The organism is Rhodopseudomonas pentothenatexigens (genome assembly GCF_900218015.1).
Taxonomy (GTDB): Bacteria; Pseudomonadota; Alphaproteobacteria; order Rhizobiales; family Xanthobacteraceae; genus Rhodopseudomonas; species Rhodopseudomonas pentothenatexigens.
This window is the reverse complement of sequence record NZ_UFQQ01000030.1, coordinates 14,870-40,551: the sequence shown is the minus strand read 5'-3', so window position 1 is coordinate 40,551 and position 25,682 is coordinate 14,870. Positions and strand designations below refer to the sequence as shown.

At 61.6% G+C, this 25,682-nt stretch carries 25 protein-coding genes, 1 tRNA gene and 1 pseudogene; 13 read left to right on the top strand and 14 right to left on the bottom strand.

The features are described 5' to 3' along the window. Positions 1-8: 8 nt before the first annotated feature. The 4 genes from DWA33_RS21435 to DWA33_RS21420 all read right to left on the bottom strand — a co-directional run bounded on the left by DWA33_RS21435 (position 9) and on the right by DWA33_RS21420 (position 4,071). Positions 9-881 (bottom strand): ABC transporter permease subunit, encoded by an 873-nt coding sequence (locus DWA33_RS21435; RefSeq protein ID WP_114360533.1) that lies wholly within the window; start codon positions 879-881, stop codon positions 9-11. A gap of 120 nt (positions 882-1,001) precedes the next feature. Next, positions 1,002-2,240 carry an urea ABC transporter substrate-binding protein gene (locus DWA33_RS21430; RefSeq protein ID WP_114360532.1) on the bottom strand — a complete coding sequence of 413 codons (1,239 nt, stop codon included), beginning with the start codon at positions 2,238-2,240 and terminating at the stop codon, positions 1,002-1,004. An 11-nt stretch (positions 2,241-2,251) separates the two neighbouring features. Next, entirely contained in the window at positions 2,252-2,917 is a 666-nt protein-coding gene (locus tag DWA33_RS21425; protein WP_114360531.1) for an ANTAR domain-containing response regulator, read from the bottom strand. Then, on the bottom strand, positions 2,914-4,071 hold the full coding sequence (locus DWA33_RS21420; RefSeq protein WP_114360530.1) for a transporter substrate-binding domain-containing protein: 1,158 nt from the start codon (positions 4,069-4,071) through the stop codon (positions 2,914-2,916). The genes DWA33_RS21425 and DWA33_RS21420 overlap by 4 nt, the downstream gene beginning before the upstream one ends. Between DWA33_RS21420 and DWA33_RS24995 the strand changes: the two genes are divergently transcribed. Next, positions 4,034-4,438, top strand: coding sequence for a hypothetical protein (locus tag DWA33_RS24995; RefSeq protein ID WP_147270275.1), 405 nt, complete (start codon positions 4,034-4,036; stop codon positions 4,436-4,438). The two genes, DWA33_RS21420 and DWA33_RS24995, sit on opposite strands and share 38 nt — an antisense overlap. A 28-nt stretch (positions 4,439-4,466) precedes the next feature. Further along, on the top strand, positions 4,467-4,802 hold the full coding sequence (locus DWA33_RS21415) for a hypothetical protein (RefSeq protein WP_114360529.1): 336 nt from the start codon (positions 4,467-4,469) through the stop codon (positions 4,800-4,802). A 256-nt stretch (positions 4,803-5,058) separates the two neighbouring features. Here the strand turns inward: DWA33_RS21415 and DWA33_RS25295 are convergent, their stop codons facing one another. Further along, positions 5,059-5,268 (bottom strand): hypothetical protein, encoded by a 210-nt coding sequence (locus DWA33_RS25295; protein WP_167443250.1) that lies wholly within the window; start codon positions 5,266-5,268, stop codon positions 5,059-5,061. A 278-nt stretch (positions 5,269-5,546) separates the two neighbouring features. Between DWA33_RS25295 and DWA33_RS21410 the strand changes: the two genes are divergently transcribed. Next, positions 5,547-7,484, top strand: a complete 1,938-nt coding sequence (locus DWA33_RS21410) for a DUF4407 domain-containing protein (RefSeq protein ID WP_114360528.1) — start codon at positions 5,547-5,549, stop codon at positions 7,482-7,484. A gap of 16 nt (positions 7,485-7,500) precedes the next feature. Here the strand turns inward: DWA33_RS21410 and draG are convergent, their stop codons facing one another. The 3 genes from draG to DWA33_RS21395 form a co-directional block, all read right to left on the bottom strand. Beyond that, positions 7,501-8,391, bottom strand: a complete 891-nt coding sequence (gene draG / locus DWA33_RS21405; RefSeq protein WP_114360527.1) for an ADP-ribosyl-[dinitrogen reductase] hydrolase — start codon at positions 8,389-8,391, stop codon at positions 7,501-7,503. Between the two features lie 11 nt (positions 8,392-8,402). After that, positions 8,403-9,212 (bottom strand): NAD(+)--dinitrogen-reductase ADP-D-ribosyltransferase, encoded by an 810-nt coding sequence (locus DWA33_RS21400; protein ID WP_181902437.1) that lies wholly within the window; start codon positions 9,210-9,212, stop codon positions 8,403-8,405. A 133-nt stretch (positions 9,213-9,345) separates the two neighbouring features. Beyond that, positions 9,346-10,350: an AraC family transcriptional regulator gene (locus tag DWA33_RS21395; RefSeq protein ID WP_114360525.1), complete on the bottom strand. Its 1,005-nt coding sequence runs from the start codon at positions 10,348-10,350 to the stop codon at positions 9,346-9,348. 323 nt (positions 10,351-10,673) lie between these two features. Here DWA33_RS21395 and DWA33_RS21390 point away from each other — a divergent pair. After that, positions 10,674-10,763, top strand: a tRNA-Ser gene (locus tag DWA33_RS21390). Positions 10,764-10,848: 85 nt separating this feature from the next. Further along, the gene (locus DWA33_RS21385; RefSeq protein ID WP_114360524.1) at positions 10,849-12,495 is read left to right on the top strand and encodes a site-specific integrase; all 1,647 of its coding nucleotides are present in this window, start codon (positions 10,849-10,851) and stop codon (positions 12,493-12,495) included. A gap of 56 nt (positions 12,496-12,551) precedes the next feature. Here DWA33_RS21385 and DWA33_RS21380 read toward each other — a convergent pair whose 3' ends face one another. Genes DWA33_RS21380 through DWA33_RS21360 form a run of 5 tightly spaced genes read right to left on the bottom strand, consistent with a single transcriptional unit; the run spans position 12,552 to position 17,756 of the window. Continuing rightward, complete coding sequence (locus tag DWA33_RS21380; RefSeq protein ID WP_114360523.1) at positions 12,552-13,001, bottom strand: very short patch repair endonuclease; 450 nt, start codon at positions 12,999-13,001, stop codon at positions 12,552-12,554. Positions 13,002-13,004: 3 nt separating this feature from the next. Further along, positions 13,005-14,087: a DNA cytosine methyltransferase gene (locus DWA33_RS21375; RefSeq protein ID WP_114360522.1), complete on the bottom strand. Its 1,083-nt coding sequence runs from the start codon at positions 14,085-14,087 to the stop codon at positions 13,005-13,007. A gap of 39 nt (positions 14,088-14,126) precedes the next feature. Next, positions 14,127-15,074 (bottom strand): O-methyltransferase, encoded by a 948-nt coding sequence (locus DWA33_RS21370; protein ID WP_116080238.1) that lies wholly within the window; start codon positions 15,072-15,074, stop codon positions 14,127-14,129. Then, positions 15,071-16,441: an ATP-binding protein gene (locus tag DWA33_RS21365; RefSeq protein WP_114360520.1), complete on the bottom strand. Its 1,371-nt coding sequence runs from the start codon at positions 16,439-16,441 to the stop codon at positions 15,071-15,073. The genes DWA33_RS21370 and DWA33_RS21365 overlap by 4 nt, the downstream gene beginning before the upstream one ends. Before the next feature lie 16 nt (positions 16,442-16,457). Then, positions 16,458-17,756 (bottom strand): DNA cytosine methyltransferase, encoded by a 1,299-nt coding sequence (locus DWA33_RS21360; protein ID WP_114360519.1) that lies wholly within the window; start codon positions 17,754-17,756, stop codon positions 16,458-16,460. A 271-nt stretch (positions 17,757-18,027) separates the two neighbouring features. On the opposite strand from DWA33_RS21360, the gene DWA33_RS24990 reads away from it, so the two are divergent. The 4 genes and pseudogenes from DWA33_RS24990 to DWA33_RS25785 form a co-directional block, all read left to right on the top strand. Beyond that, positions 18,028-19,905, top strand: a complete 1,878-nt coding sequence (locus DWA33_RS24990; RefSeq protein ID WP_147270274.1) for a hypothetical protein — start codon at positions 18,028-18,030, stop codon at positions 19,903-19,905. A gap of 494 nt (positions 19,906-20,399) precedes the next feature. Then, positions 20,400-20,627 (top strand): hypothetical protein, encoded by a 228-nt coding sequence (locus tag DWA33_RS21355; RefSeq protein ID WP_114360518.1) that lies wholly within the window; start codon positions 20,400-20,402, stop codon positions 20,625-20,627. Positions 20,628-21,336: 709 nt separating this feature from the next. After that, positions 21,337-21,618: a hypothetical protein gene (locus DWA33_RS21345; RefSeq protein ID WP_114360516.1), complete on the top strand. Its 282-nt coding sequence runs from the start codon at positions 21,337-21,339 to the stop codon at positions 21,616-21,618. 83 nt (positions 21,619-21,701) lie between these two features. Then, positions 21,702-21,989, top strand: a pseudogene (locus DWA33_RS25785) (relaxase/mobilization nuclease domain-containing protein); the annotation flags it as partial. Between the two features lie 270 nt (positions 21,990-22,259). Here the strand turns inward: DWA33_RS25785 and DWA33_RS25545 are convergent. Continuing rightward, positions 22,260-22,490 carry a hypothetical protein gene (locus DWA33_RS25545; protein WP_244601367.1) on the bottom strand — a complete coding sequence of 77 codons (231 nt, stop codon included), beginning with the start codon at positions 22,488-22,490 and terminating at the stop codon, positions 22,260-22,262. Between DWA33_RS25545 and DWA33_RS25540 the strand changes: the two genes are divergently transcribed. The 4 genes from DWA33_RS25540 (at position 22,483) to DWA33_RS21330 (ending at position 25,682) form a co-directional block, all read left to right on the top strand. After that, the gene (locus DWA33_RS25540) at positions 22,483-22,710 is read left to right on the top strand and encodes a hypothetical protein (RefSeq protein WP_244601366.1); all 228 of its coding nucleotides are present in this window, start codon (positions 22,483-22,485) and stop codon (positions 22,708-22,710) included. The genes DWA33_RS25545 and DWA33_RS25540 overlap by 8 nt on opposite strands. Positions 22,711-22,754: 44 nt before the next feature. Continuing rightward, the gene (locus DWA33_RS25535) at positions 22,755-23,741 is read left to right on the top strand and encodes an LPD7 domain-containing protein (protein ID WP_244601365.1); all 987 of its coding nucleotides are present in this window, start codon (positions 22,755-22,757) and stop codon (positions 23,739-23,741) included. Then, positions 23,738-24,172 carry a hypothetical protein gene (locus DWA33_RS21335; RefSeq protein WP_114360514.1) on the top strand — a complete coding sequence of 145 codons (435 nt, stop codon included), beginning with the start codon at positions 23,738-23,740 and terminating at the stop codon, positions 24,170-24,172. The genes DWA33_RS25535 and DWA33_RS21335 overlap by 4 nt, the downstream gene beginning before the upstream one ends. Before the next feature lie 574 nt (positions 24,173-24,746). Continuing rightward, positions 24,747-25,682: an anti-phage phospholipase gene (locus tag DWA33_RS21330; RefSeq protein ID WP_114360545.1), complete on the top strand. Its 936-nt coding sequence runs from the start codon at positions 24,747-24,749 to the stop codon at positions 25,680-25,682.

The window sequence follows — 25,682 nt, the reverse complement described above, 5'->3', positions numbered from 1 at the left end:
CGCCTCCCTCAGGTCCGTTCGCGCAGCAGGAAGCCGGAGATGCCTTTCGGCAGCACCCGAACCACGATGATCACCGCGACCAGCAGGCCGATCTGGCCGAACAACTGCCCTTGCCAGGAGGTCATCGCCGACTTCACCACCGCGAGCACGGCAGCCGCCGGCGCGGTGCCGAGGAAGACGTCGGCGCCGCCGATCACCACGGTGACGAACGCTTCCATCAGGAACGTCGCGCCCATCGTCGGCACCAGCGTCATGGTCGGCGCGTACAGCCCGCCGGCGAGGCCGGCGAGCCCGGCGCCGCAGGCGAAGGTCAGGCTGTAGATCCAGCGGGTGTCGACGCCGAGCGCATCGGCCATATGCGGCACCTGGATGGTGGCGCGTGCTTTGACGCCGAACGACGTCCAGTTGAAAAGCGCGTACAGCCCGCCGAGCACACCGAGCGCGGCCAGGAACAGCACGATCCGATAGATCGAATACGAATAGGCGCCGACCTGAAAGCTGCCGAACGGCGTGCCGACACCGGCCATGGTCGAGCCGATCACGATCAGCGTGCCTTGGGTCGAGATCAGGCTGAGCCCCCAGGTGGCGACGATGGTGTCGAGCGGTCGCTCATAGAGATGCCGCACCACGACGAACTCGACCAGCATGCCGACCACCGCTGAGACCACCGCTCCGGTCAGGATGGCGAGCGGCAGCGGCAGCCCGGCGTGCACGGCGGTGGCGGTGACATAGGCGCCGCACATGATGAACTCGCCGTGGGCGAGATTGATGACGCCCATCATGCCGAAGATCACGGCGAGCCCGCAGGCCGACAGCACCAGGAAGGCGAAGGCGTCGGCGAATTGATACAGCGCCGCGAAGGCGAAGGTGGCGATGTCCATCTGACGTCCAGCAAGGTGGCGTGGAGGGCCGCGGCACGGGCGGCAGCCCGATGAAGAACCGTTGACGGGAGAGAGCGACCGCTCCGGCGCGTCAGGGTGCGCCGGAGCGGTCCGCCGCACTTACTTGGGCGGCGGGTTCGACGGCGTGTATTGCGCCATCGGATCCTTCTTGGTCAGGTCGCAGCCGGCCTCACCCAGCCAATACGGCTTGATATCCGGCCAGACTTTCGGGAAGTCGATCGAGTGGTCGGCATTGACGTGCGCCAGGTAGATGGTGTGCGACATGTGCTGGCTCTTCGGATCGATGCAGACCTTGCCTTCCGGCGCGTCCATGCAGACGTCGCCCTGCGCGATCACCTTGCGGATGTCGTCGCGATTGGTCGACTTCGCCCGCTCCACCATCTGCTTGTAGAGATACACCGCGAGGTAGGAGTTCTCGGCCTCCTGATTGACGTACGGCTCGTTGGGGAACTTGGCCTTGAATTTGGCCAGGAACGCCTTGCTCTGCGGCGAGTCGATTTCCTCGATGTAGTTGGTGGTGACGTACATGTCCTTCAGGCTCGGCGGCTTGAAGCGCTTGTGCTCGTAGCCCTGGCCGACATTGACCGAGGACGCCATCGGCAGGTTGACGTTGGCGGAGGCGGCCTGTTCGTAATACGAAGCCTGCGCAGTGCCGACCAGCAGCGTCACGATGAAGTCCGGCTTGGCCTTCTGGATGTTCTGGATGCTCTGCGAGAACTGCGACACGCCGAGCGGGATGAACTCCTCGCCGGCCATCTCGCCGCCGTGCTGCTTGACGATGTTGCGCACCCACTCGGCCGAGATCTGGCCGAAATTGTAGTCGGCGGCCAGCGTGTAGACCTTCTTGCCGTATTTCTCCATCATCCACGGGATCAGCGTGGAGAACTGCTGCTCGGGCACCGCGCCGGTGACGATCATGTGGCCGTCGCAGACGCCGCCTTCGTACTGATTGTTGTAGAAAGCCAGACCGTTGAGCTGATCGACGATCGGCCGATACGCCTCGCGTGAGGCCGAGGAGAAGCCGGCGAACACCGCGTCGGCCTTGTCCCGTTGCAGCACCCGGCGCATGAACTCCTGGTAGCGGGTGTTGTCGGACTGGGTGTCGTACACCACCAGTTCGAGCGGCCGGCCCATGATGCCGCCGGCCTTGTTGATCTCGTCGGCGGCGAGCTGGATGGCGTGGACCTTGCCGATCGTCGCCACCGCGAAATCGCCCGACTGATCCTCCAGCACGCCGAGCTTGATCGGCTTCTCCGCGGCCAGCGCCGCGCCTGACGCGAGGACGAGCGTCCCCGCGAGGACTGCGGCATGCAGTCCCCGTAACCCAGTTCTGGTCATGTTGCTGTCTCCTACATCGCTCGTTTGTCGCCACGGTGCAGCGGCGGGATGCCGGTGTGGCCAGAGGGATCGGGCGGCCTCGCCCGTCGGCTCAGCAGATCCTCGCAATAGCTCTCCAGGCTCTGCCTCACGCGCATGCTCTCCCGGCGGATCTGGTCGTAAGCGCCGTCCTCGTCGAGGCCGCTGTCCTGCATCCGCTGGACCACGGCGCGCAGCACGGCACGACGGCCGCGGCGGCGCTCCTCGAGCGTCTGCAGGCGCTCCTGCATCCCGCCACGCAGGAGAAACTGGTTGATGCCCATGAACAGCGCCGAGTACACGGCGCCGCCGTGCACCGGCTTGCGCAGGAACGCGGTGGCGCCGAGATTGACCAGCGCCTTCAGCCGGCTCGGCGCTTCGACGCCGACCAGCCCGATCACCGGCACCGGCGGCAGGTGCGACAGCGGATTGAGCTCGATCGCCAGCACGCCGTCGAGATCGCCGTCGACAAACAGGATGTCGCGATCCGGCTGCAGCGATGCGAGGTCGATCTGAGCCCGGCCGTCGACGATCGGCAGTGCCTCGCAGCCGACGCCGAGCTTGGCCAGCGTCGGCTCCAGCGCGCCTTCCCTGCCCGTGCGCTCCATCACCACGAGCGCACGGCCGCCCTTGAAGTTCTGAACCGGTCGAAAGGTCATGACTTCACCAGCCTCAACAATGGGGAACGCATGGCGGCGGCGAACCGCGGCGAGGTTTGCACCAGATACGGATCGGGTGCGATCGGCTCGGGAGCTTCGAGCAGCACTTCGAACTGGCCGGACGCGGTCGACCGCCCGATCCGCGGCGTCAGCCAGGCGTGATACGTCTGCGGATCGATCCGCACCTCGCCTTGCGGCGCGACCAGGCGCTGATCGGCGACCGCCGCGCGCACCGCGCCAGCCTCGTCGGTGCCGGCCTGGTGCAGAGCGGCGGCGAGCAGCTTGACCGCGATATAGCAGGCCTCGGCATCGGCCGAGGTCGGCGGCGCATCCGGAAATTTCGTCGCGTAGGCATGGGTGAAAGCGTCGTTGGCCGCCCCGGTCAGCGAGGCGAAGTACACGCTCGACGACAGATGGCCGTCGACAGCTTCGGCGCCGATTTCGGCCAGCTCCGGCTCCGCCAGCGTGCAGCTCGCCACCGGGATCTCGGCGGCCTGGTCAATGCCGCGGGCCCGGCAGGCAGCACGAAACGCGCGGAAGAACGCATAGGCACTGGTGCCGATCAGATTGTTGAAGACGAAATCCGGGCGCTGCTCCAGGATCGCCGCGACGGCGCGATCGACGTCGGTGTCGCCGACCGCAAGATAGCGCTCGGCCAGCACGGTGCCACCGCGCGCGATCAGCGCTTCACGGAAGATCCGGTTGTTCTCCCACGCCCAGATGTAGTTCGAGCCGACGCAGAATGCGCGCTTGCCGTGCTTGGCGGCGAGATAATCGACCAGCGGCAACACGTGCTGGTTCGGCGACGCGCCGGTGTAGACCACATTGTCGGAGCTCTCGAAGCCCTCATAATGCGACGGGTACCACAACAGGCCATCGTGCTTCTCGAAGCACGGGATCACCTCCTTGCGGCTCGACGACGTGTAGCAGCCGATCACCTGCCGAACGCCCGACGCCAGCAGATCGTGGGCCAGATCGCGATACTGCGACAGGTCGCCGCCAGGATTGACGATGACCGGCTCGATCTCCGGCCCGTTTCCGCCGGCGGCCACCTCGCCGAGCCCGAGCAACACGCCGTTGAGCATGGTGCGCCCGACCGCCCCGTAGGAGCCGGTCGTGGAGAACATCACACCGATGCGCAGCCGCTTCGTCATGCCCGTGTCCAAAAACAAAAAAACGCCCACCGGCTGTCGAGCCGAGGGCGCTTTCGCCACCAACCAAACGCGCATCGATCAGCGCGGTGTCGGAAATGGTTCAGAACTCTTTGCGTCTCAGGGCTTAGTTGCCCAACGCTTGACGATTACGGTCGTCGAGTTCCTACTTCAAGTCAAGCGCATTGTTGATGCGAATCCTGCCGCTTTTCCCGCCTCCGTGCAGCAAATTGATGCAGCGCGATCGACCGCTTTCGGATTACTTCGCGTGCGATCAGAACCTGATACCCCGCTCGCCGCGCCTGAGCTTCCGCAACATTCTCGACTCCGAATGCAACCGCCGCTTCTCGATTTAAACCGGGAGTGGTAGAGCACCTGCGACCATCGCAGGGGCGGATATGACCGACAGTCTTCGAGGTTTCTACAAGGCCGCATTCGAGACCGCGCGCAAGAAGTCGCACGGCGTGGTGTTTCTGCAGGACGGCAAGATCCAGGGTGGCGACTCGACCTTCCTGTACCTCGGCACGTATTCGCAGACCGGCGTTGCCGTCGCCGGCCAATTGCGCGGTGTCCGGCATTCGTCGGATCATTCCCGGCTGTCCGTGTTCGGGGTCGAGCCGTTCGAGGTAACGTTCGACGGTGTCGCGAAGGATGGCTACGTCGCGATCGAGGGCTACGCGCACGAAACGCCCAGCCTGTCGCTGAAGGTGACCCTGACGCGCGTCGATGACTGAACATCCGGCTGTGCGGCAGCGGTGTTCGTCGGTGAGCACTGGTCTCCGGCAGGCGGCGAGCGTGACCGCATTCTTGGTATCGAAGTAGTCCGTCCCGACGATCGGTTCTTTCACCTTCAATCTCCGCTAACGCTCCAAAGTACGAGCCCTGCGCTTCCAACCAGTTGTTAAGCGGTTTCGCCGACGCTGCCACCCGCACCGGCGCACAACGGCGTCGGCGGCGCTCAAAAACAACAAACGGGTGGCAGTCATGGCTTCATTCGCTCAGGCGTTCCGCGCAGACGACATCGACACGCATGGCGCTCTGTACTGGGGCATCTTCGATTTCATTCATCAGTTCGTCGCGCTGCTCGAAATCGAACAGCACTAATCGATCCAGGTGATCGTCACGCGCAGCCCGCGTGCCTCGGCAGGCATCGACGGCCGGTTCGCGGCTCCGGCCGATCACTCCGATCAGTCGCGACATCCGCGCGCACTCGGCGGGGATGTCGACAAGGTCTCCAGGGAAGCCCTGCCAACCGCCGGGCCTCCCTGCGCGGGCCACTACGCGACATTGCACCCTTGCTATATTACCTCCAACCGTCCCATCGCCGCGCAATCTCGCCGCGTCACGCCTCGATATTAACCGTCGATTAAGCAAAACCTTGCGGCGCGCGGCCGCAGTCGCTTCGATGCCGACGACCTCGACCCATTCCGGCGCCGACGAGCGGCATCGCCGAGGGACGATCGGAGCGACGCACGGCCATGTTCCAGCGTTTGATGTTCTTCGTCGCAGGCGTCGACCGTGCAACGATGTTGGAATGCCCCGCGACTGACCGGATGTGGGCGACGCATATCGGTTTCTCGCTGTGCCTCTCCTTCACCGTGGTGTTCGGCATCGCCTACGTCGCCACCGGATACATGATCGATCAGTTGGCCGCCCGGATTGCGATCTCGATCGTGGTCGCCGCGACGGTTTTCATGTTCGATCGCGCGCTGTTTCAATCCGACTGGTTCGTCCAGGGCGCCTTCCATCCTGACGACGGCCTGTCGCATGCCGGCGGATGGCGTCACGTCGCCGGCCGGTTCGTCCGAATCGCGACGCGACTGACCATCTCGCTGGGGCTCGCCTGGGTGATCGCGCTGTTTCTCGAACTGGCGATCTTCTCGGACACGATCAGCGCCAAGATCGAACGTGACCGAATAGCCGCCAACCGTCCGGCGTTCGACGAACTCACCAGCTACAGCGCAGAGCTCGACCGGCAGATTGCAGAACGTTCGGCCAGGCTTGCCTCCCTCGAGCAGACGCTGCTGGGCGCATTGGCGGAGACCGCCGCATCGGACGGCGTCAACGCCTTGTCCGATGCGGAGATCGGACAAAAGGCCAAGGCCCTCGCCGACCGCGAAGCCGTGCTCCGCGCCGAGATCCGGCAGATCGAGGCGTCGATCCAGCAATACGCCACCGAGATGCACGCCGAGGAGCTCGGCCAGAAGCTCAGTGCGTCGAATTCCGGCCGCACCGGCCAAGGACCGCGGTTCGAGTTCGCCAAGCGCCAGAAGGACGTGCTGGAGACGACCCTGCAGTCGCGCCAGGCCGAACTCGCCCAGATCGCAGGTCGTGAAGAGGCGCTGCGCAAGACCGAGGCAGATCGGGTTGCGGCTGCTGCGCAGCGCGACGCGGAGAGCCGCGCTGCGCTGGTGACCAAGCGCGATGCGCTGCGTGCGCAGCTGGACGCTGCGCGAGACGAACTTCGGCAAGCGGAAGCCGACAAGGCGGCGCGGGTTGCGGAATTTCGCCGCGAGGTGATGGAGCGCAGCTACGTGCAGGCGCGCAGCGACCGAGCCGATCCTCTGACGAGGATCGCCGCTTACCAGGAATTGAAGAACGATCCCAAGGACGGCCGCACGATCACGCTGTTCTCGTGGATGACGCGGTTCCTGGTGATCTTCCTCGAGATCGTTCCGGTGATCGCCAAGATCTTCTTTTCCCCACCGAGCGTGTACGCCACGCGGGTGCGCGACGATGTCCGCCGGGCCAGGCAGCGGGTGCTCGAGCGGGCCGGCACCGAGCCGTCTCAGGCCGGGGCAGTGTCTCCGGGCACGTTGTCGGGCCTGATTGGCGGAAGCTTGCAGCCGTCAACGCGCGTGCGCATCGCAGCCGGCCGGGCGCCGTCGCCGACCAGTCCCGGGCCGAACACGTCCGGCGCTCCCCCGGCCAGCCCCGGACCGGCGCGCCAAGGACGGTGGGACCAAGTCGCCGGCCGTCGGACGGCGGGAGCGACCGCCGCCCCAGAACGAACCTCGCAGGAACGGGCCCCGCCGCAGCGACCGACGCCGATCAAGCCCGATCAGATCCCCCCGACGGAGCTGTCCGCCCCGTCACTGCGCTCCGGTGCCAGGCGTGCCGAAGCCGCGCCGAGCGGCGAGCTCCCGGCTCCAGCGTCCCGCCGCGGCGACGTCGGTCCGTCAGTTGCTGCCCCCTCGGGCAAGGCGCCCATGCCGCAGCCGGCCGCCTCGCAGACGACGAGCACCGCCCCTCCGCAGCCCGCTCGCCCCGGTGTCCCGCCGATCCGGCCTGCGACGTCCGATCGCTCGGCCGTCCCGAGCCCCGCCGTAGCCGGAGGGGAGAATGCGACCGATGCCGTCACCACGCTGATCGGCATGATGTCGGACGAGTTGAGCGCGACCGGCGTCAAACGATGAGAACGGCGGCCGCACGCTAATTGTCCGGCCCGGCCGCCAAGGCCAGCAGCTTCGGCACCTGATCGCGGATCGCTGTGACCACCTCGCGATCGAGCCGGTCGAGCCAGCGTTTCGGAATTGCAGCAAGTCCGTAGGTGGCGCCGGCGAGCATCGCCGCCAGCGCGCCGGTGGTGTCCGCGTCGTCGCCCTGATTGACGGTGGCGATGACGCAATCGGCGAAATCACCGGTCGCGAAGTAATAGTGCAGCACGGTGCGAAGCGTATCCACCACATAGGCGGTGGCGGGGCCGCGATACGGCGCAAAGCCGAAACAGCGATGTGCCTGAACCAGGTCGTCGGCGATGGCGCGGGCACGGATTTGTCCCTCGCCGGCCAGCAGCGCGTGCAACATCTTCACCAGGGTGAGCGCTGCGGCATCCGACAGCGGATGATGGTGGGTGACGCGGGCCTGGGCGATGGTCCACGCCTCGGCCTGCTGCGGCCGGCCGACCGTCGCCAGCGCCAACGGCAGGATGCGCATCGCCGCGCCGTTGCCGGCGTCGCCGTCGAAATATGGCCCCTGCATCTCGCCCGTCGTGATGTAGCGGCGGATGCCGCGCCGGCAGGTGCTGCCGACATCGACCGGCCCGGTCTTGAGCCATGCGGCAAATTCATCGCAGAGGTCGGCAAGCTCCAGGCCGGCGCAGCGGATCAGCGAGCGGCCGAGCGCCAGCGCCATCTCGGTGTCGTCGGTCACCTGCCCCGGCTTCAGCCGCAGCCAGCCGCCGCCGGTGATGTCCTTGTGCACGCCGTAGCGCGCCGCGATTTCGGATCTGGTCATGAACTCGACGGTGGCGCCGAGCGCATCGCCGATCGCGAAGCCGAGATAGGCGGCGAGCGCGCGGTCTTCCAGGCTCGGCGAGCTCATGCGGCGCCCTCTCAGAAGTAACTCGCGGTGACGCGATAGTCGCCGCCGATCACCAGATACTCGCCTTCGCCCTTCAACGGATTCATCGCGAGCAGCCGGTTGAAGAACAGGATCTTCGGCACCGGCACGCGGACCGTCAGGATCGTGTCGCCGAAACAGTCGGCGATGCCGCGATCGGAGGTGAACGAGGTCAGGTTGTTGAGCCGGATGATCGAGTGCCGCTTGTCGATGCGCTCGACGATCTGGTGCTCGTCGAAGTCGTTGACGCCGCGATACAGCGTGACATGGGTGCTGCCGGTGGCGGCGAAATGCGTCAGCGCCCATTGGCAGAATTCGTACAGCAGGTCGAGCTGAACCAGAATCGCATTGTTGTGGAAGCGGCTGGACATCTTTTCTTCGACATAGGCCGTCCACACCGGGCTGGCGATCCGCCGGATCGGCTCCTTGTGGAAGGTCGGAAACAGCCCGAACCGGCTTTCCACCCAGCCCTTGAGCACCGCGCCCTCGGCGCCGTTGCTGTCGAAACCCCACCCTTTGATCAGATCGAGATAGGACGAGCGAAAGCGACGGCGGCCGTCGCGGCCGCGGACGCGCTGCTCCGCATCGATCCCGAACAGCGCCGTCATGTAGCAGGCGAACGCCTCGCCGGCTTCCGGCAGATCGCGCGCTTCCGCAAGCATCTCGAACAGGCTGGGGTTCATCTCGCGCACGCCGGCGATGTGCAGCGGCACCGGCGCATCGTTGAAGCCGACGCCGGTGAGGAACCGCATCGGCACGCCGACGAGGTTGCTGGAATGCCCGATGCTGCCGCCTTCGTTCACCTTAGCCGGCCCTGCCGCTCCCACGCCAGCCCGCGGCGCGCCCGATCGATGACTCTGGCGGTATCGTTAGCCAAGACCACGCCGCCTGCCTATGCGCAACTCGGCGGAGCAGCGCGGCAGCCGCCGGCGCCGCTCAGCGCCGCCGCGCCAGCGTCTCGGAGGGCAGCTCACCATGGCGGCGCCGGTAGTCGTTGGCAAAATGACCGAGATTGGTGAAGCCGCAGGCGAACGCCACCGCCGTGACCGAGCGCGACGGCTCGCCCGACAGCAGCAGCTCGCGCGCCTTGTTGAGCCGGACCGCCTTGGCGAAGGCCATCGGCGAGTAACCGCGGTGCTTCTGAAACGCCTTGAACAGGCTGCGCACGCCGACATTGGTGACCGCAGCCAGATCGACGATGGTGATCGCCCTGTTCCACGACGCCTCGATGAACTCCTCGGCAACACGGACGTAGTCGGGAGCGGTATCCGGCGCGTCGCGGTCGAGCTGGCCACTGTAATTGTGCCGCGCCACGCTGAGGAACGACACCACCAGCGCCTGCTGGATCTCGCGCAGCATCAGCGGCGGCAGCGCCGGGGCGGCCGGATCGACGTGGCGCGCGGCGTATATCATCAGGTCGCGCAGCGCGCCCGCCCCCGCCCGGTCGCCGGGCAGATCGGGCTGAAACGTCAGCCTGCCGCGCGGCTTGACGCCGAGCAGCGCCTCCAGCGTCGCGGTGAGGGTCGCATCGGGGATGCGCAGGATCACCTGCTGATAGTCGGCACCGAATTCGATCCGGGTCGGCGTGGCCGCCGACGACACGCACCAATGCTGCGGATCGAGATCGACGCTGGACGCGCCCGCGGAGGTCCGGCTGCTGCCGCGCAGCGCGATCTGCACCCGGGCGAAATCGGTCTCGCCGAATTCGGCGGCCGCCGGCGCCGCATAGGCACAGAACCCGAGCCCGGCGGCCTCGAACGCGACGTAGCTGCCGAAGCCCTCGAACCCTTCGGCCTCGGCCGTGAACTCCCGGGCGCCATACACCGACAGCATCGCCTCGCGCATCGCTTCGGGATCACGGGTGTGAATGACGGGGGCGCGATTGAGCGGATAGTCGTTCTGGTCGGCGTTCGGACCAACGTCAAACGCGGGCTGGCGCATTCCAACAGACTCACTTCCCGGGATCTGGCTCGCGGCGGGTGACAAGCCAACTTGACAAGACTAATGCTCAATTCCGAGCATTACTGCTCAGAGCCGGTACGCCGCTGCTCTTTGGCCGTACCGGTCGGGGCCGCGGCATGGGCGAGCTGCGGCCGGCGAAGCCGCAGACCGTGACGATCCTCCCCGCATGGGGAACACGATTCGTCCCTTCCCGACATTGACCGGGCCGGGCAATGCCCCCTAAACAGACGTGGCTGGCGCCGCGACAACCGCAGCCGGCAGCCTCGCGCTCATGACGCAGCCGAGGACGATCGCACCAAGCTGGAAGGGTGGCCGAGCGGTTTAAGGCACCGGTCTTGAAAACCGGCGTGCCCGCAAGGGTACCGTGGGTTCGAATCCCACCCCTTCCGCCACGCCTAACTCTTTGATTTCATTTATCAACAGCCAGCTTCGGAACCCCGATTCTGTTACAATTCGATGTAACGTTTCGAGGCCGTTATGTACCTATGGAAACGAGGCGACGTTTACTGGTTCCGCCGATCGATCCCGACCGAATTGAAGGCTCATGTCGGCTCGTCCGACGCCGCGGTGAGCCTCCGGACCGGCGACCGCAGAAAGGCCCGGAAGCGGGCAATGAGGTTGGCAGTGGCAATGGACCAGTGGTCGGACGCAGTTCGACAAGCTCATGCAGATGATCCGGATCAGCCCGACCGCGCTCTCCTGCTGCGGATGCTCGACGACGCTATGGGTCTCGCGGAAGGCCAGCAGGCCATCATGAAGGCCAGGCGGCAGGCAGACGCCATTCAGGCCGCAGTGACCGATTACAAGTCGAAGGTCGAAACACTGGGGCAACTCTCCGGGATTGCTGATCGCATCTCTGCAATCAGCGACCGAGTAGCGGCCTTGCGGGCGGCGCCGGCTAAGGCGCGCTCAAACGAGTTCGCCGACTTGCGGGCGGTGTTTATGAACGAGTTCGGGAAACTTCGCGACGACGTTCAGAACGTGCATAAAAATCAATGGTCGTCTGATCTGCTGTCTACAAAAGTCGAAGCGTACGTCGCGGCGAAGGCTAAGGATCTTGGCGGCACGAAGCATGTTTCGACGATCGGGCCAAGGATCCAGAACTTCATTCAAACGATCGGTGATAAACCTCTCCGGGAGTACACGCGACAGGACTTCGAGCGGTATCGCGACATCTTGGATCGAACGCCGAAGCGCGCCTACGACCGGTTTAAGACATATGACCTTGCTGTCGCTACCGAACAGAACGAGAAGCGCCTGCGGCCTTTCGATGTTATCGACGACAAGACGGTGGACGACGACTATCTGACACCTGTGAAGACCTTCTTCACACACCTTGTCCGCCATTCATTGATTCCGGCGAACCCTGCGGTCGGAATCGTTTCGACGCGAACGCGCGAAAGCCGCCGCACCGAGCGGCCGGATGAAGGTCGTCTTGCCTTCACGTCTGATCAGATTAGCGCCTACTTCCGCTACATCGTCCGGACGCGTTCCCGCGCCACCGAAGACTATTGGTTGCCCATCTTGGCCCTGTACACCGGCGCCCGGCTCAATGAACTCTGCCAAATCGAACCCCGCCGGATCGTCATGCACAATCGACGTTGGCACATCGATCTGCTGACGGTCTATGACCGCGACGAGATCGAGCGAGCCGTGAAAGGACTCAAGCCGAAGGACAAGGCCGTCGCAAGACTGAAGCTCAAGACGGCATCCGCACGTCGGCAGATTCCGATTCACGATGATCTCATTTCAGCCGGCTTCATCGATTTGGTCGAAGAACGCCGTGAACACCCCAAATTCGTTCGCCTCTTCCCACGCCTTCGGACAGATCGGTACGGATACTATTCTTCTGCGGTCGGAAAGCGCCTGAATCGCGACCTCCAGCGCGCCGGCGCGAAGACTGCCGCCACCTCCTTCTACAGTCTTCGACACAATTTTTCGGCTGCCCTATCGAGAGCCCTTACTCCCGACCGAACGAAGGATAGGATCATGGGCCACCTGATCGACGGCGCCCAAGGTCACTACAACAACCCCAAACTTGAAGATTTCGAAACCGCCGTCATCGAGCGAGTCGACTTTCCGGGAGTCGATATCTCACCCTACCTTTCGCGAAAAAAACGATAAAAGGCAAATCTTCACTTGGAGGCAGCAGGTCGATTCGTCAGTTACCTCTTCACGCTTCATTTCAAACCATCGGGCTGCACTTCATCGATCTTCTGCTTCAATCCAAAGAACTCAGATAGAATTGTTTTCAGAGCAGCCAAGTTAGTTGTCTGACACTGCCAGACTACAAGTGTCCGCCAACCGCAACCCTCGAGTTCTTGGATCACTCGTTCATCTCGCGCTACGTTGCGCTCAAACTTGGTCCGCCAGAATTGCCTGCGGGATTTCGGCATCGTTGCCTTCTTGCAGCCGCGGTGCCGATGCCAGAAGCAGCCATGAACGAAGATCGCAATACGCCAACGAGGAAAAATCAGATCCGGCTTGCCGGGAAGATCCTTCTGTTGGATTCTAAACCGCAACCCCAGAGAATGAGCTGCGCGCCTCACCACCAATTCAGGAAGTGTATCACGTCCCTTTACCCGGGACATCAGCCAGGACCTTCTCTGAACGCTCAGGCGATCAACCATTCCTCATTCACCGACGAGACCCGCAATGGAGGCAAGACCGAGCTTCTTTCGGATCGACAGAAAGACGGCCTGGGAAACAATTGGCGACACGCTGTTACCAATCATCCGAAAGCTATGCCAGATCGTCGGATGAAAAATATGTCGATCCGGGAAGCCCTGCAATCGAGCCGCCTCGCGAACAGTTATGACCCGCGGCTCTTCTGGGTGAAGTGGACGGACCGCCTGCCGCGACCCCTTATCAGCGCCTGTACCGGCTCGAAGCGTCGGGCATTGCCCATCCCAAGCCAATCGCGGATGACGACCTACAGGATCGGTATCACCTGGTGCAACCGAAGCAAACCGTCGGGCAACGTCTGCCTTATGTTCCACCATTCGATGGCTCGCAAAAAGCCCGTCGTGGCTACGAAGCGAACGCGCATACTCGGAAGGACGACCACGCCTCGTGATACGCCAGTAATCGAAATTGTCTTCTCGGACCCCGAGAGGTTCTGCATCAACAAGATCCGCGATCGCCGACCTCACCGTCGCAGCCGGCCGCTCGAAGGCACGAATATCCGACAACAACAGAGGAGACTTAGCCTTTTTGTGTATGCCAACCACAAATACTCGGCGTCGACGAGTAGCGGCACCGAAGTCCGCCGCGTCCAATATCAGGGGACCCAAGATATCATATTGACCGGCAACCTGCTCGATGGCGCTTCCAAGAACCCCTCGGGAATCCTCGTAAACCAACCCCCTCACGTTTTCCATGACGAAGAACAATGGCTTCAACTCGGATACGATCCGAAAGAAGTGCGACAATAGCTTTCGACGTGGATCACTCGCATCTCGTCGGCCGATATCACTGAAACCCTGACATGGCGGTCCTCCGAATATGCCGGTTACTGACCGCCCGAGCAACTTTGTGATCTCAACACCCGTGAGCTTTCCCACGTCGCGTAGATACAAACGCGTCTTTGGAAAATTCGCATGAAACGACGAGGTCAGTGTGGCATCGACATCAAATGCGGCTGCAACATCGAAGCCAGCCTTGTGCGCTCCTAACGAGAAGCCGCCACAACCGCAAAAGAGATCAACAAGGGTCATTTCGGCTCGTCCCTGCCTTCGAAGACCGAAGGTTTGTCCTCACCCAACAAGCTCGCCGAAAATGGGATACTCCAAGTAGAAACGCTGATAAGCCGCAACCTCGCTTGGTCGCAGTTCAAACTCCAATCTCCTTGGATCGAGTCCCTCCTCCGAAGGGAGAAGCTTATCCAAAGCGCGCTTCTCCTTTTCAGTGAGAACTGGCAAATCGATATCAAACAACTCACGTCCAGTGGCAGCGGCAAAGGTGGAAGCGTCTGAGGCCCGCAATTTGTCTCGATCCATATGATCGGCAATCATCCCACCGACAGTCACCATGGTCACGCCATCGGCGTACCGATAGGACCAGATCGGCACGTACTCACAACCCGGCTTCTTCTCCAGAACCGCAGACTTAATCCGATCGTGCAGTATCTGCGCAGCTAGAGCGGGAAACTCATTAGCTGTCAGTCGGAGCTCACTATTGAGAAGCTCCTCATTCTCGCAAATGTCCGCCAGATATACATTGGCTTCCACCTCCTCACCCTGAAGCTTCTGGTTTCGCAATTGATCGACCGAAGCATTGACACTGACCAGAAGCATACTTCCAGAAACCATTTCGCCCACCGCCGTTTCGAGGTCTCCAGTCATTGCACTCTTGAGCGGACCGTCGTAGTCTAGCCAGACTATGCTCTGCTTACCGTCAAGAACATCGCCCAGGGCAATTGCCGCTTCATCCATCCGCACCTCGATACAGGCGAACGGCTTGTTGAATTCCACTCGCTTTTTTCTGCTCTTCTGATTCTCAATTGTGATCAGATCGCAAATATTCAGGTAGCGATGGACCAGGACGAAATCGGAAAACCACATTGAGCCGAAGCCCACGTATCTGAACTTCGGAATGTCGAACTGAGGCTGCAATTTCTTTAGCGTAGCTACAATTAGCTTGCGCTCGACGTTTTTGTTGGGACGGAGCATATAATTGATCGCTTCAAATGAACGTTTGCTCATCGCACGACTTCTCGCTTGAAGAAATATTCAAACGTCTGAATGCCAACTTCGGTCGGGGAAGAACCTACGATTCCCAATGCTTCCGCAGCTGCCTCGACATCTGCCGCTTCCCGCACATACTCAATGACGACGACGTCATTCTTGGTCGTCATAGGCAGACGCATTTGCTCGCTCACCGTAATCCTGGAAACAGGAACCTGTTTCGCAGCCCTCTCCATCTTCTTCAAACGCTTGGCGTCGGCGCGCCTTTTGTTTGTGTAGTCAACCCACCGTTTGGTCGCTTTGATCATTGTGGGAAGAGCTAGTTGATAGAAGGTATTGCTCGCCTCAACATCTCGCTTCGTCGTCTTCCATGGCAACTTGCTAGGCTCGGCACTATCAAAGCGAACAACGCCCATAAAGCCGATGAACTGCGGGTGCCAAGCTGGCACCGGTCTCATGCCCCACCCAGTATCCGACGACTTGTCGGCGCTCACCACGACGCGATCGTTACAGACTACATACCAGCCGTACACGCCACTATCTGGATTTCGTGCAGTCGCGGAAGTGTCATCAGGAGGCGGATCCGCCAAACCCGCGGTTATCTCTATCTTTACGCCCTCATGAATTTCAACGTGCTTGAATGGGGCAAACTCGTCACTTACTCGCATTCGAGGCATCACGGGGACGATATCTGCGGTGTTTACCCTCACCTTCAATCCGCGACTAAGAATGAAGGCGTAGTCGCGGGCAATCATTCGGCGCAAACGCTCAATAAAGGCTGGGCTGTCAAACTGTCTGCCGATTCCCGGGTAGAGCTCTTTGACTTCGATCACGGTACCCGCCGGCACCGTACTGCCATTCCTGACCACACGCGTGAGAGGAAACGACCACTCGACGAGCTGACGACCGTGCTCCAAGCGTATTTGAGGATCACGACGCCATTCATCGACATTGAGATTCAGCTCGAAGGATTCCGAGCCTGTACTGGACTTTATTTCGACCAAATTTCCCATCTTGAACATGGCGCGCTTCATGCCGATACCATACAAACCGATGGTCCCTTCTTGAAGAAGTGGCGCATCGTCTGGACGACCGAAGCGGAACGCATAGTCCTCAGCGACTTGGATCGGAATGCCACCCGAGGCATCGGAAATCCGGAAGCTATCGCGACCGAAGGAGATCTCGACTAGGTGGCCGACAAATGGTTGATCATGATCCAGTTGGACGCCCTGACGTCGCGCCGCCTCTCCGATCCCGTCGACGGAATTGTCCAATAGATCAAGGATGCAATCGACCAGGTCGATATCCCTGGTCAGCATCGCGATAAAGAAACTCTTCGATGGATTCGCGTTTGCGAGCAAATCCTCGTTTCCGCTGATCGGCATCCGCCTACCCCCCAGATCAAACCGATAGCCTACCCTCGGTTGAAAACCAAGTGTTCGGCTCACTTTTTGGATGATTCGCCGCGCAATCCAAAGGGGGCCGGAGATCCGTCATCCCGACCGAACGTGAGTTGGCACGTCGTTTGATCGGTGGCTGGGATAGCCACTCTCTGTACAATCCAAGCGACTTCCTCAAATCGGATCGCGTGCCCGTGGGCATGGTCTTGAATTGTTCAACCTCTTCGAGCGCAGCAAGTTCAAGAGCGCCGTTTTTGAAGGTCCGTCCGTCGAGCAGACGACGTGTACGGTTGAGCCGACTTTTGGCATTGCGAACTGCCGCCTTCGTGTACCCACGCGAATCGGCCAGCCAGACGCCAAATCGACCCAGAAGCGCAGGGATAGTCTCGCCAGATTCCCTTGCGAGGATCACCCGAGCGACAGCTTCGGCCAACGGAGACGGCACCGCGTTCGCGATCATTTGGTCCACCTCTCTTGATGTCGCGGCAGACCAGTCCCAATCCGACGGAAAGCCTTGGATCCGAGAGACCTGCTGTTGGGTCAGCAGGGCCGCATCGATCGCCGAAATCGGATCGTCCGGGTGTGGATTCTTCAAATACTTCGGACGGGGTCGTTCTCGCGACGTCCTGATCACGGCCGGCGCTGGTTCGTCCAGCGTCCGAACACCTCGTCCTTCGTAGTATGGTCGAGTAAAGAACGCGCCGGCGCGAAGCAATCGAAGATCCTCAACGTCATTCGTCAACATCTCTCGCATCGTCATGGCTCGTTCAGATCGAGCGGCAGCAATAGCAGAATCCAGAAAGCCGTGCTGTTCACCAAGCCTGCCCACGACAAAAAGTCTTCGTCGTCGCTGCGGCACACCGTAGAAGCTTGCATCCAGTCTTGCTTCGGTCAGGCCATATCCCGCTTTGACGATGATCGCTCGAGAGTCAACCCAGGACTGCGACCGAGCGGCCAAAGGGACGTTTTCCATCAAAATCCATTCTGGTCTCGCGATCACGACGAGCATGGCGAACGCCCTGGTCAGCGCCGCTCGCTCACCCTCGACGCGCTCTCCGGCGGCCGAAAAGTCCTGGCAGGGAGGGCCACCGACAATCATGTCCGGAGCGAGGGAAGCGATCATAGGCCCGACGTGGAAGATGTCCTTGAGATCCATCTGCCAGACGTGCGGACCGACATTTCTTCGATAGACATCGATTGCCGGCTTCCAAGAATCGTACGCTTGAATGACGTCGATACCGGCACGCATCAGGCCGAGGCTCATCCCGCCCGCGCCCGCGAAAAGTTCAACAGCCCGCATTCCACACTCGACAGAACGTAACTGAAAAGTCAGTTACGGAATCAACCGTTGAAATTTGATTGAGCCACCGGCGGACAAAGCTCATCCGCTCGAAATCTGCGAGCCATCTTTCCGAAACTTCTACTCAAATGAAGGATCGCTACCTGGATCCGAACGTCCTGGCCCTGGTGCTCGCTTGCATCGCGCGTCGACCGCTCCAATCATCAAGAGATAGACCCCGGGTCATTGCGGTCGGAAGCCGCTCGCCGGGGTCATCTGTGGAGCAACTCGAATGCTGGCTTCGGCCTCGTCTTGTGTCAACGACACACTCAAAACATCAGTCTCTCTTCCACGATTCCGCTTCGCCGATGCGAACGAACGGACGGCCTTCGGCCCCGCTCAGCATATTCGGGCGGTTCATCCCGCCAACCAGCGAGGTACTCGGCTTCGTAGGGGCTTCGTGATCTGGGGGCAAGGCGTCAGGTGGCGCGACGGCGCTGGTCGCGAATACAATTGGAAGCAATGGTCGTCGAGATTGGTAAATGCCGAGGTTGAAGCGGAATCCCTGATAGCATCAGGGCACCAAGGCACCGTCAACCAACTGTACTTTTCGATGCAGTCATTCCGGAAGCCGAATTCCCGGAAGACTTGGAATCTTGCAGCCCTGGGCTGCTGCTTCGTCGACCTCGACTACAAGGCGAGGTCGCGATGGAACGGCAAAGATCCGCTCGTGGTCTTGCGAGCGGCGCTGGCCGCGCTCGACGATGCGAGCATACCGCCACCTTCTTTTGCAATGGATTCTGGAAACGGAATCCATGCGGTTTGGCTTCATGATCTCCTGCCTCCGACGGCGATTAGAAGGTGGAATCTGGTTCAGGAGCGACTTGTGCAGGCTTTGCAGTCATTCGGCGCCGATCCTGCCGCAAAGGATGCCTCCCGGGTGCTGCGCCTCGCAGGGAGCTGGAATCCGAAGGCGAAGAACGGCCGCGGCCATGTCCATCTGATTTGGATCCAAGGCGCCGAACTGGCGAAGCCATATCGTTATGAATTCGACTCCATGGCTGATGAAATTCTGCCTATGAGAAGAGCCGAAATCAGGTCCCTCCGTGCGGAGCGTGCGAAGCGACGAGCGACATCGAAGACGGGCCGGAAATCGGCCGTGCGACGAGATTCAGCGAGCTACGCCGAGACGATCCTCGAAGATCTCGAACGCCTCCGGATGCACCGATACAGCTCTGCCTTTGGGCGGCTTCCCGTCGGTCAGCGTGATACTTGGCTGTTCGTGGCATCCATGGCGTTGTCCTGGGTGACGCCGGCCGCCGCGCTCGAAGGCCAGATTGTGGCACTCGCGTGCGAAGTCTCGGGTTGGAGCGAACGCGAAGCCCGCTCCCGCATGGGTTCCATCATCCGACGAGCCAAAGATGCAGCGGCCGGAAAATCCGTCGAATTTGAAGGACGTGAACTCGATCCCCGCTATCGGATGAAAGCCGAGACAATCGTACGGTGGCTCTCGATTTCCAACGAAGAGATGCAGGCGGCCGGCTTAAGGGTCCTGCTGGATGCATCCTCTCGTCGTATCCGGAACGTCGAAGCCTGCCGAGCGCGTCGACTTAAGAACGGCGCGACCTCGCATGAGACGAAGCGAGCCGAGCGAATAAAACTTGGAAAACGCGCGTTGTGGCTGGTTCGCGACGGCCTGACGCGGAAGCAGGTCGCCACCGAAATCGGTGTCTCGGAAGGCTTGATCGGCAAAGCCATCGAAGAGGTGCGTCGTACGATGACGTCGACGAGCCAAAACGCCTCGAATACCGAGGCAATCACGATTCGACATGTATATGGTGGATATTCCCCCCCGAAGGGGGGGATGCCCGTACCAGGGGGTACGGGGTGCTCGCACCCCGCCCGGCAGAACCAGAAAAGACATATCGATCCTTCGGATGGAGGCACGGCCCTGCGGCAACCGAAGACTCTCGCTGCCCTCGGCAGCGAAACGGACCTGCGACCGCCAACAGCCGCGAAGCAGCCTCCGACAGGACAACAGATGGATGTGAAGCAGAACCTGAGCTGCTCCTCCTCCAGAACCGATCGAGGCGACGGAAGGCGTGTTCTGGACGCTTCTACGACTGAATCTACATGGATGCCTCCACGGTTCTTACGTCGAACCGGCTGACATCGTCGCGAGAGCGTGTCGCGTTGGAATTCCGGGCGCTGCCTTGTGGCTTAAGGAAGCGCGCAGCCGACAATTTGCGGGGATCAAGCGATCTGCTATGCGCCAACGAGGATCATTCTGACGCGACCGTGCACCAGATCTGAGAGCGTCGATGGATCGAGAGGTCCACTCGTCGAGTTTCTGAGCGCTGAAATCAATCCAGAGGCCGTTGCCGACGCCGGCCTACGTCGTTGCCGAAATCGCTCGCATGACCGGCCGCGACGTCCGGTGCGATGATCGACTACGTGCCGCGTGACCGCGACATGTCGCCGCGGCTCGAATCCTTGTCAACAATTGTGAATCCTTGCTGAGCAAGAACTCGATTCTTCCCGGCTCCGAACGAGTCCTTTTCCCTTATTTTTCGGGCATTTCGCCCGTTCCGGGAAGCACTGGACCGCCGCTACTTCACTGCTGTAGCGTCCGCGTCGTTGATAGCAACAACGTCGGAGGTTTGGATGACATCAGCGCTCAGAATTGACGATCTCGAATTCACGTATGACGATGATTTGTCGTCATACGCGTCTTACGTCGCCGGAATCGACATCGTCGTTCAGCCGCTCCGAGACGGCTTCGCGGCGGAGATCATCGACGGAGTCGACGTCTACCAGCTCGGCACATTTCCGAGCGATCGCTGGGCAAAAGTCGCCGCTCTTCAAGCCGCGATGAAGTTCGTAGAACCCTAACTGAGATGTCAGTTACAGCTTTTCTTTCAATTTGAAACGGCTTCTCTGTCGAGCAATTAACCTGACGGACGGCGTCGGGGTGGCAGACAGTTGACAGACTGCTACCCCAACGCCATGATCTCCTAGTTACCCGCCGCACAGGCGGCTCGTTGACCGCCGCACAGGCGGCTCGGAATTATATCGTCTAGCCTTTCAATGAACCGGGTGGCTTTAAGGTCGCCCGGTTCATTCGTTCGTGGATCAAAGAGCTTCCGTTGACACTTCGCTTAGTCATGACACATCGCGAAAGTGTAATACGGTGCATTACGAAGGTTCGCGGATCGCAAGCCCCCGGCGAGCCTGTCGGCAAGGCTTCGCTTGGCCTCCTGAAATCGAAGAAAGCCAGCCATATCGTCTAACGTCGATAAACTGGCCAGGGGGAGGCACGCCTCCCCATGGACCCCCACCAAAAGCGCATCCGTCACCCTTTGCGTCTCCATCGTATGACGACATGGATTGCGTGACACTCAGGCCAACATCGGACAGCATGGCTTGTCTGGCATTCGCCGGTGATCTCATCATTGCGTAGTACTCACGATCGAGCGACTACGTCATGTCCGTCCCTCCCGTTCTATTCTTCCGCGCCGACCCCGCGACCCGCGCCGCAGTTGCTTCCGCCGCAGCGAACGCCGGATCGACGATATCCGGCTGGCTCCGTGAAGCCGCCCGGATGCGGCTCCCGGATGGCGGTGCCACCCTTCCGCCCTTGCCGCCGAGCCCGCCGCGCCGCCGACCGCGCGCCCCGGACGATGACGTCGCCGCCGTCGCCAAGCTGACCGGCAGCGTCGGCCAGCTCACCGGCGCGACGATTCAGCTCGCCCGCTCCCTGCGTGAAGGCGGTCACGCTCCGGATCACGACGTCGTCGAAACGATTCTGCACGATCTGCGCGCAACGCAAGCTGGGCTCGTCAAAATCGTCGACCGCCTGCGAGCGGCGGATGTCGCTCCGTGATCGCCGGCGCCACTCGCGGATCAGGCGGACCGGCCCTCGCCCGCCATCTGCTCAAACAGAAGGACGGCCAGAAAGTCGAAGTGATGCCCGCCCGTGGCCTCGCTGCCGAGCATCTGCGCGATCAAATCCGTGAGCTCGTCGCATCCTCGGCTCATGGCCGCACTGACCGGCCCGTTCATCACGTCCACATTGATCCGCCCCCGGACTGCGCCGACCCGGACGCCGTGATCGCCTCTTTCCTCAAGCATTACGAGCGCGAATTCGGACTTGAGGAATCTCCACGCGCGGGTGTCTTCCATACCAAATCCGGCCGCCGACACGCTCACGTCGTCTGGTCTCTCGTCCGCGACGACGGCTCCGTGATCTCGCTCGCGCACGATCACGCGCGCCGCGAAAAAATATCGAGAGTCGTTGAGTTTGAACACGGCTTGCCGATGACCAAAGGCAAGCACAATCGGTCCGCTGCCGCCGCGCTCCGGAAGGAAGGCCGTGAAGACGTCACGACCGCCATGGAGGCCGCCGGTCTTCTCGATGGTCGCCGGCCGGTCGCACATTCAACACCTCGGCAGCGCTCTCAAGCCGAGCGTACCGCCGTCCCGCTGGAGGAAATCCGAGCCCAGGCATTTGCGGCGTGGAGAGGGTCATCTGACGCGCAGTCGTTCGCCGTCGCGCTCCACGCCTTCGACTTCAGCGTCGCCACCGGCGAGAAGGGATTCGTCCTTATCGACCGCTCCGGAAGCGTCCACTCTTTGAATCGCGTCCTCGCTGCCGCCGCGCGGCAGACCGGCGGCGAGAGAATCACCGCGGCCGCCGTCCGGAGACGGCTCGCTGGAATCCGTTTTCCAACCATTGATGAGGTCAAAAATGCCCAATCAGAACGACGAAATCCTGACTCAAGCGACCAGAGCACGGGAGACCTCGGAGCGCCTGCTTCCGCTTCTGAGCCTTCTCGACGAGCCGGAAGGCGAGACGAGCCCGTTGGACGAACTGAGGGGCCTACTTCAAGCGATCGTTCAGATTCTCGGACACCACACCGAGACGTTGCAGCGGCTCGAAAGCGCCTGCGCGAGCGGATCGCCGCGCAACGCATAGGCAGCATCGATCTACAAGCAATAATTGCAGCAAAGGGGGCAGTCATGGCGGAGATCAAAGCCCAGAATTTCAAAGCAAAACTCTTGTCGGAGATCGCTCCGGAGGGCTTCGATGTGCATGCATTTACACTTGATCTGCGCATGATCAAAAAGCCCGCGCCCGGCAAGGCGGCGCGGATCATGACGACGGATGGCGGCTGGATCGAGTACGATTCTGTTCGCCGATCCGTCCGGACTTGGGGGCCCATCGGCCGCGCCCAAATCCTCGCCGGGGCACTCGCCGCAAAGGTCGGCTGCGAGGTTCAGCACCTTGCGAAATCGACTTCTGTCGCGGCTCACGCTGACGCGCTCAAGGTCACCAAAGCGGCTGAAGACACGGTGAAATCGCTGGTGATCTTCTGGTCCATGCGCGGCTACAACGCGACCGGCGGACCGGACGGCTGTTGGGTTAACGCCGGGACCTCGCGGATCTGCGACACCGGCGACCGCCTTGACGTCCATGGCGGGCTCACGGACGAAGCGATCGCCGCAGTCCTCGTCAAAGCTCGGGATTCTTGGGACGGCGGCATGTGCTTGGACGGCGACGACTGGACCCAGGCCGAGCAAGATCGGCTGTGGATCGCTGCTCAGCGTGCAGGCGTCGAAGTCCGGAACTGCGAACCGTCCGACGCGATCCGGTCAAGGTGGCAACGCGAGCACGAAACCGCCGCGAAGACGACGAAAACGTTCTCTTCTGCCAAGTCTGCAATCGCCGTCGCCGGCGATGTCCGAAACGCCGCCGCCGGCGACCTCGCCGCCCTCAACCGCCTCCCGAAAGCTTTGCAGGCTTTCGTCGTCGCGCATCTCGACGACGAGCAGCGCAGTCAGCTGTCCGCGAAATCCATCGCCGATATCACGGCCGCGCTGAAGAGGTTCGGTGATCTCGGGGAGACCGAGCTTCAGGAGTTCGAACGCGCCGGCCGCGAGTTCACACCGCCGAACCCGCGTCGCGATAATCACGACCGCGAGGCCGGGTACACGTACTCACGATGACCGTCGCTCCGCATATGCTGCGCCGCTACATTGTCGACCGGGCGTCCGGGCGCATGCCGCGGTCGGAATGGACCTACTACGCCCCCGAGGCCGCCGCTTGGATTCGCGCTGATGAGAGGACCGCGCGGCGTCACGAGCATCACCGGCGGGTCCGGATCGACGGTCTGGCCTGGTGTGATGTCCTCGGCCATCGCACCGTCGTGGCCGACGACGCGGCCTTACAGGCGTATTTCCTGACGATCACGCCTGACGATTGGCAGCGTCTCGCGATCGATGTCTCCGAGCATCCGACCCGCTGCCTCCGGGAGTGGCGCGCCGCCGGCGCGCTCATCCTCGCCACCGTCGATCCGGAAACGGAGGCTTCCGGAGGACCGCTCTCAGACTGGCCGACATCGCGCGGCACAGGCCCGCGGAGCTTGCTGACGCGTTGATCTAAGGGGGTCTCTTTCCGGATGAGCAATCATCCATGTGACCCCCGCCGAGGCCATAAAACCACCGCGCAAAAGCTTCGAATTGTGGCAGGCTTCCGCCACAATTTCTGAAATGGTCTTTTAGTACCGCTTCCCCGTCGGATCACTCGCCCCTTCCTCGACCTGGCACACCGGCCCGCCGGGCGGCCCCTCCGGGGCCTCGCAAGGGGACCGAGGCTCCTCCAGCCTTCGGCCTACGTGCGCCCGCACCACTCCCCTTGCGCCAACGTACCGGCGCGCCGAATTGGCCTTCAGGGCGAGCGACGCGACGGGAAAGATCATCACCGGCTGGGCGGTATCTGCCGCGCCGGCGGCAGGATGCCCAGCTTGAAGGGGGCTCGCTCCGCTCAAGGAAAGGCGTTCGCTCCCTCCTGCCATCCCGTGTTGCGCCGGGCCAATCCACCTATGGCGCGTCGATGCAGAAGCGATGTCATTTCGCACGAGAACAAATGACGAACTTGGGGGTGGAAGTCGATGCCTCTTTTCCACGTAGTGGCGGCGTCCTAGGTTGCGCTGATTCAACTTGAGGTTGGAGATGCCAGACTTTACCGCAGAACGACCTTGCCGAATTCTGGCTCTCGATGGGGGCGGCGCGAAAGGTTTCTATACGCTCGGCGTGCTCCGAGAAATCGAAGGCCTGATCGGATGTCGGCTTTACGAGAAGTTCGATCTGATCTTTGGGACGAGCACCGGCGCGATCATCGCTGCCCTACTGGCGCTCGGCTACTCCGTCGAGGAGATCCATGGGCTCTACAGGGAGTACGTCCCGACGATAATGCAGAAGAAGACCCCGTGTGAAAAATCGGCGGCCCTCGCCAAGCTATCGGAAAAAGTATTCAAGGAGGACAAGTTCGACTCGGTGAAAACCGGCGTCGGCGTGGTCGCTACTAAGTGGGAAATCGAGCGACCAATGATCTTCAAAGGAAGCGTGGAACAGGCGCACGGGCGCGTTGGAACGTTTGTACCAGGCTTCGGAGTAACGATCGGCGAAGCCGTTCAAGCATCATGCTCTGCTTATCCATTCTTTGAGCGAAAGACCATCAAGACCGCGATGGAAGATGAAGTTGAGCTGATCGATGGCGGGTACTGCGCTAACAACCCAACACTCTACGCCATAGCTGATGCACTGAAGGCTCTGAAGGTCGAGCGCGAGCATATCAGAGTCGTGAGCGTCGGTGTCGGCGTGTATCCGGAACCGAAGCCAGGGCTCAAGATGTGGTTTGCGCAAAAGTACCTTGTGAGCGTCCAACTTCTTCAGAAGACATTAGAGATAAACACACAATCGATGGATCAGCTCCGCCACATCTTGTTCAACGACATCAAGACCGTGCGGATCAGCGACACCTTCGAGAAGCCAGAGATGGCGACCGACCTATTCGAACACAATCTTACGAAGCTCAACATTCTGCGCCAGCGCGGCGCCGAGTCATTCGCATCACGAGAAAATGTCCTGAGAGAGTACTTGCTGTAG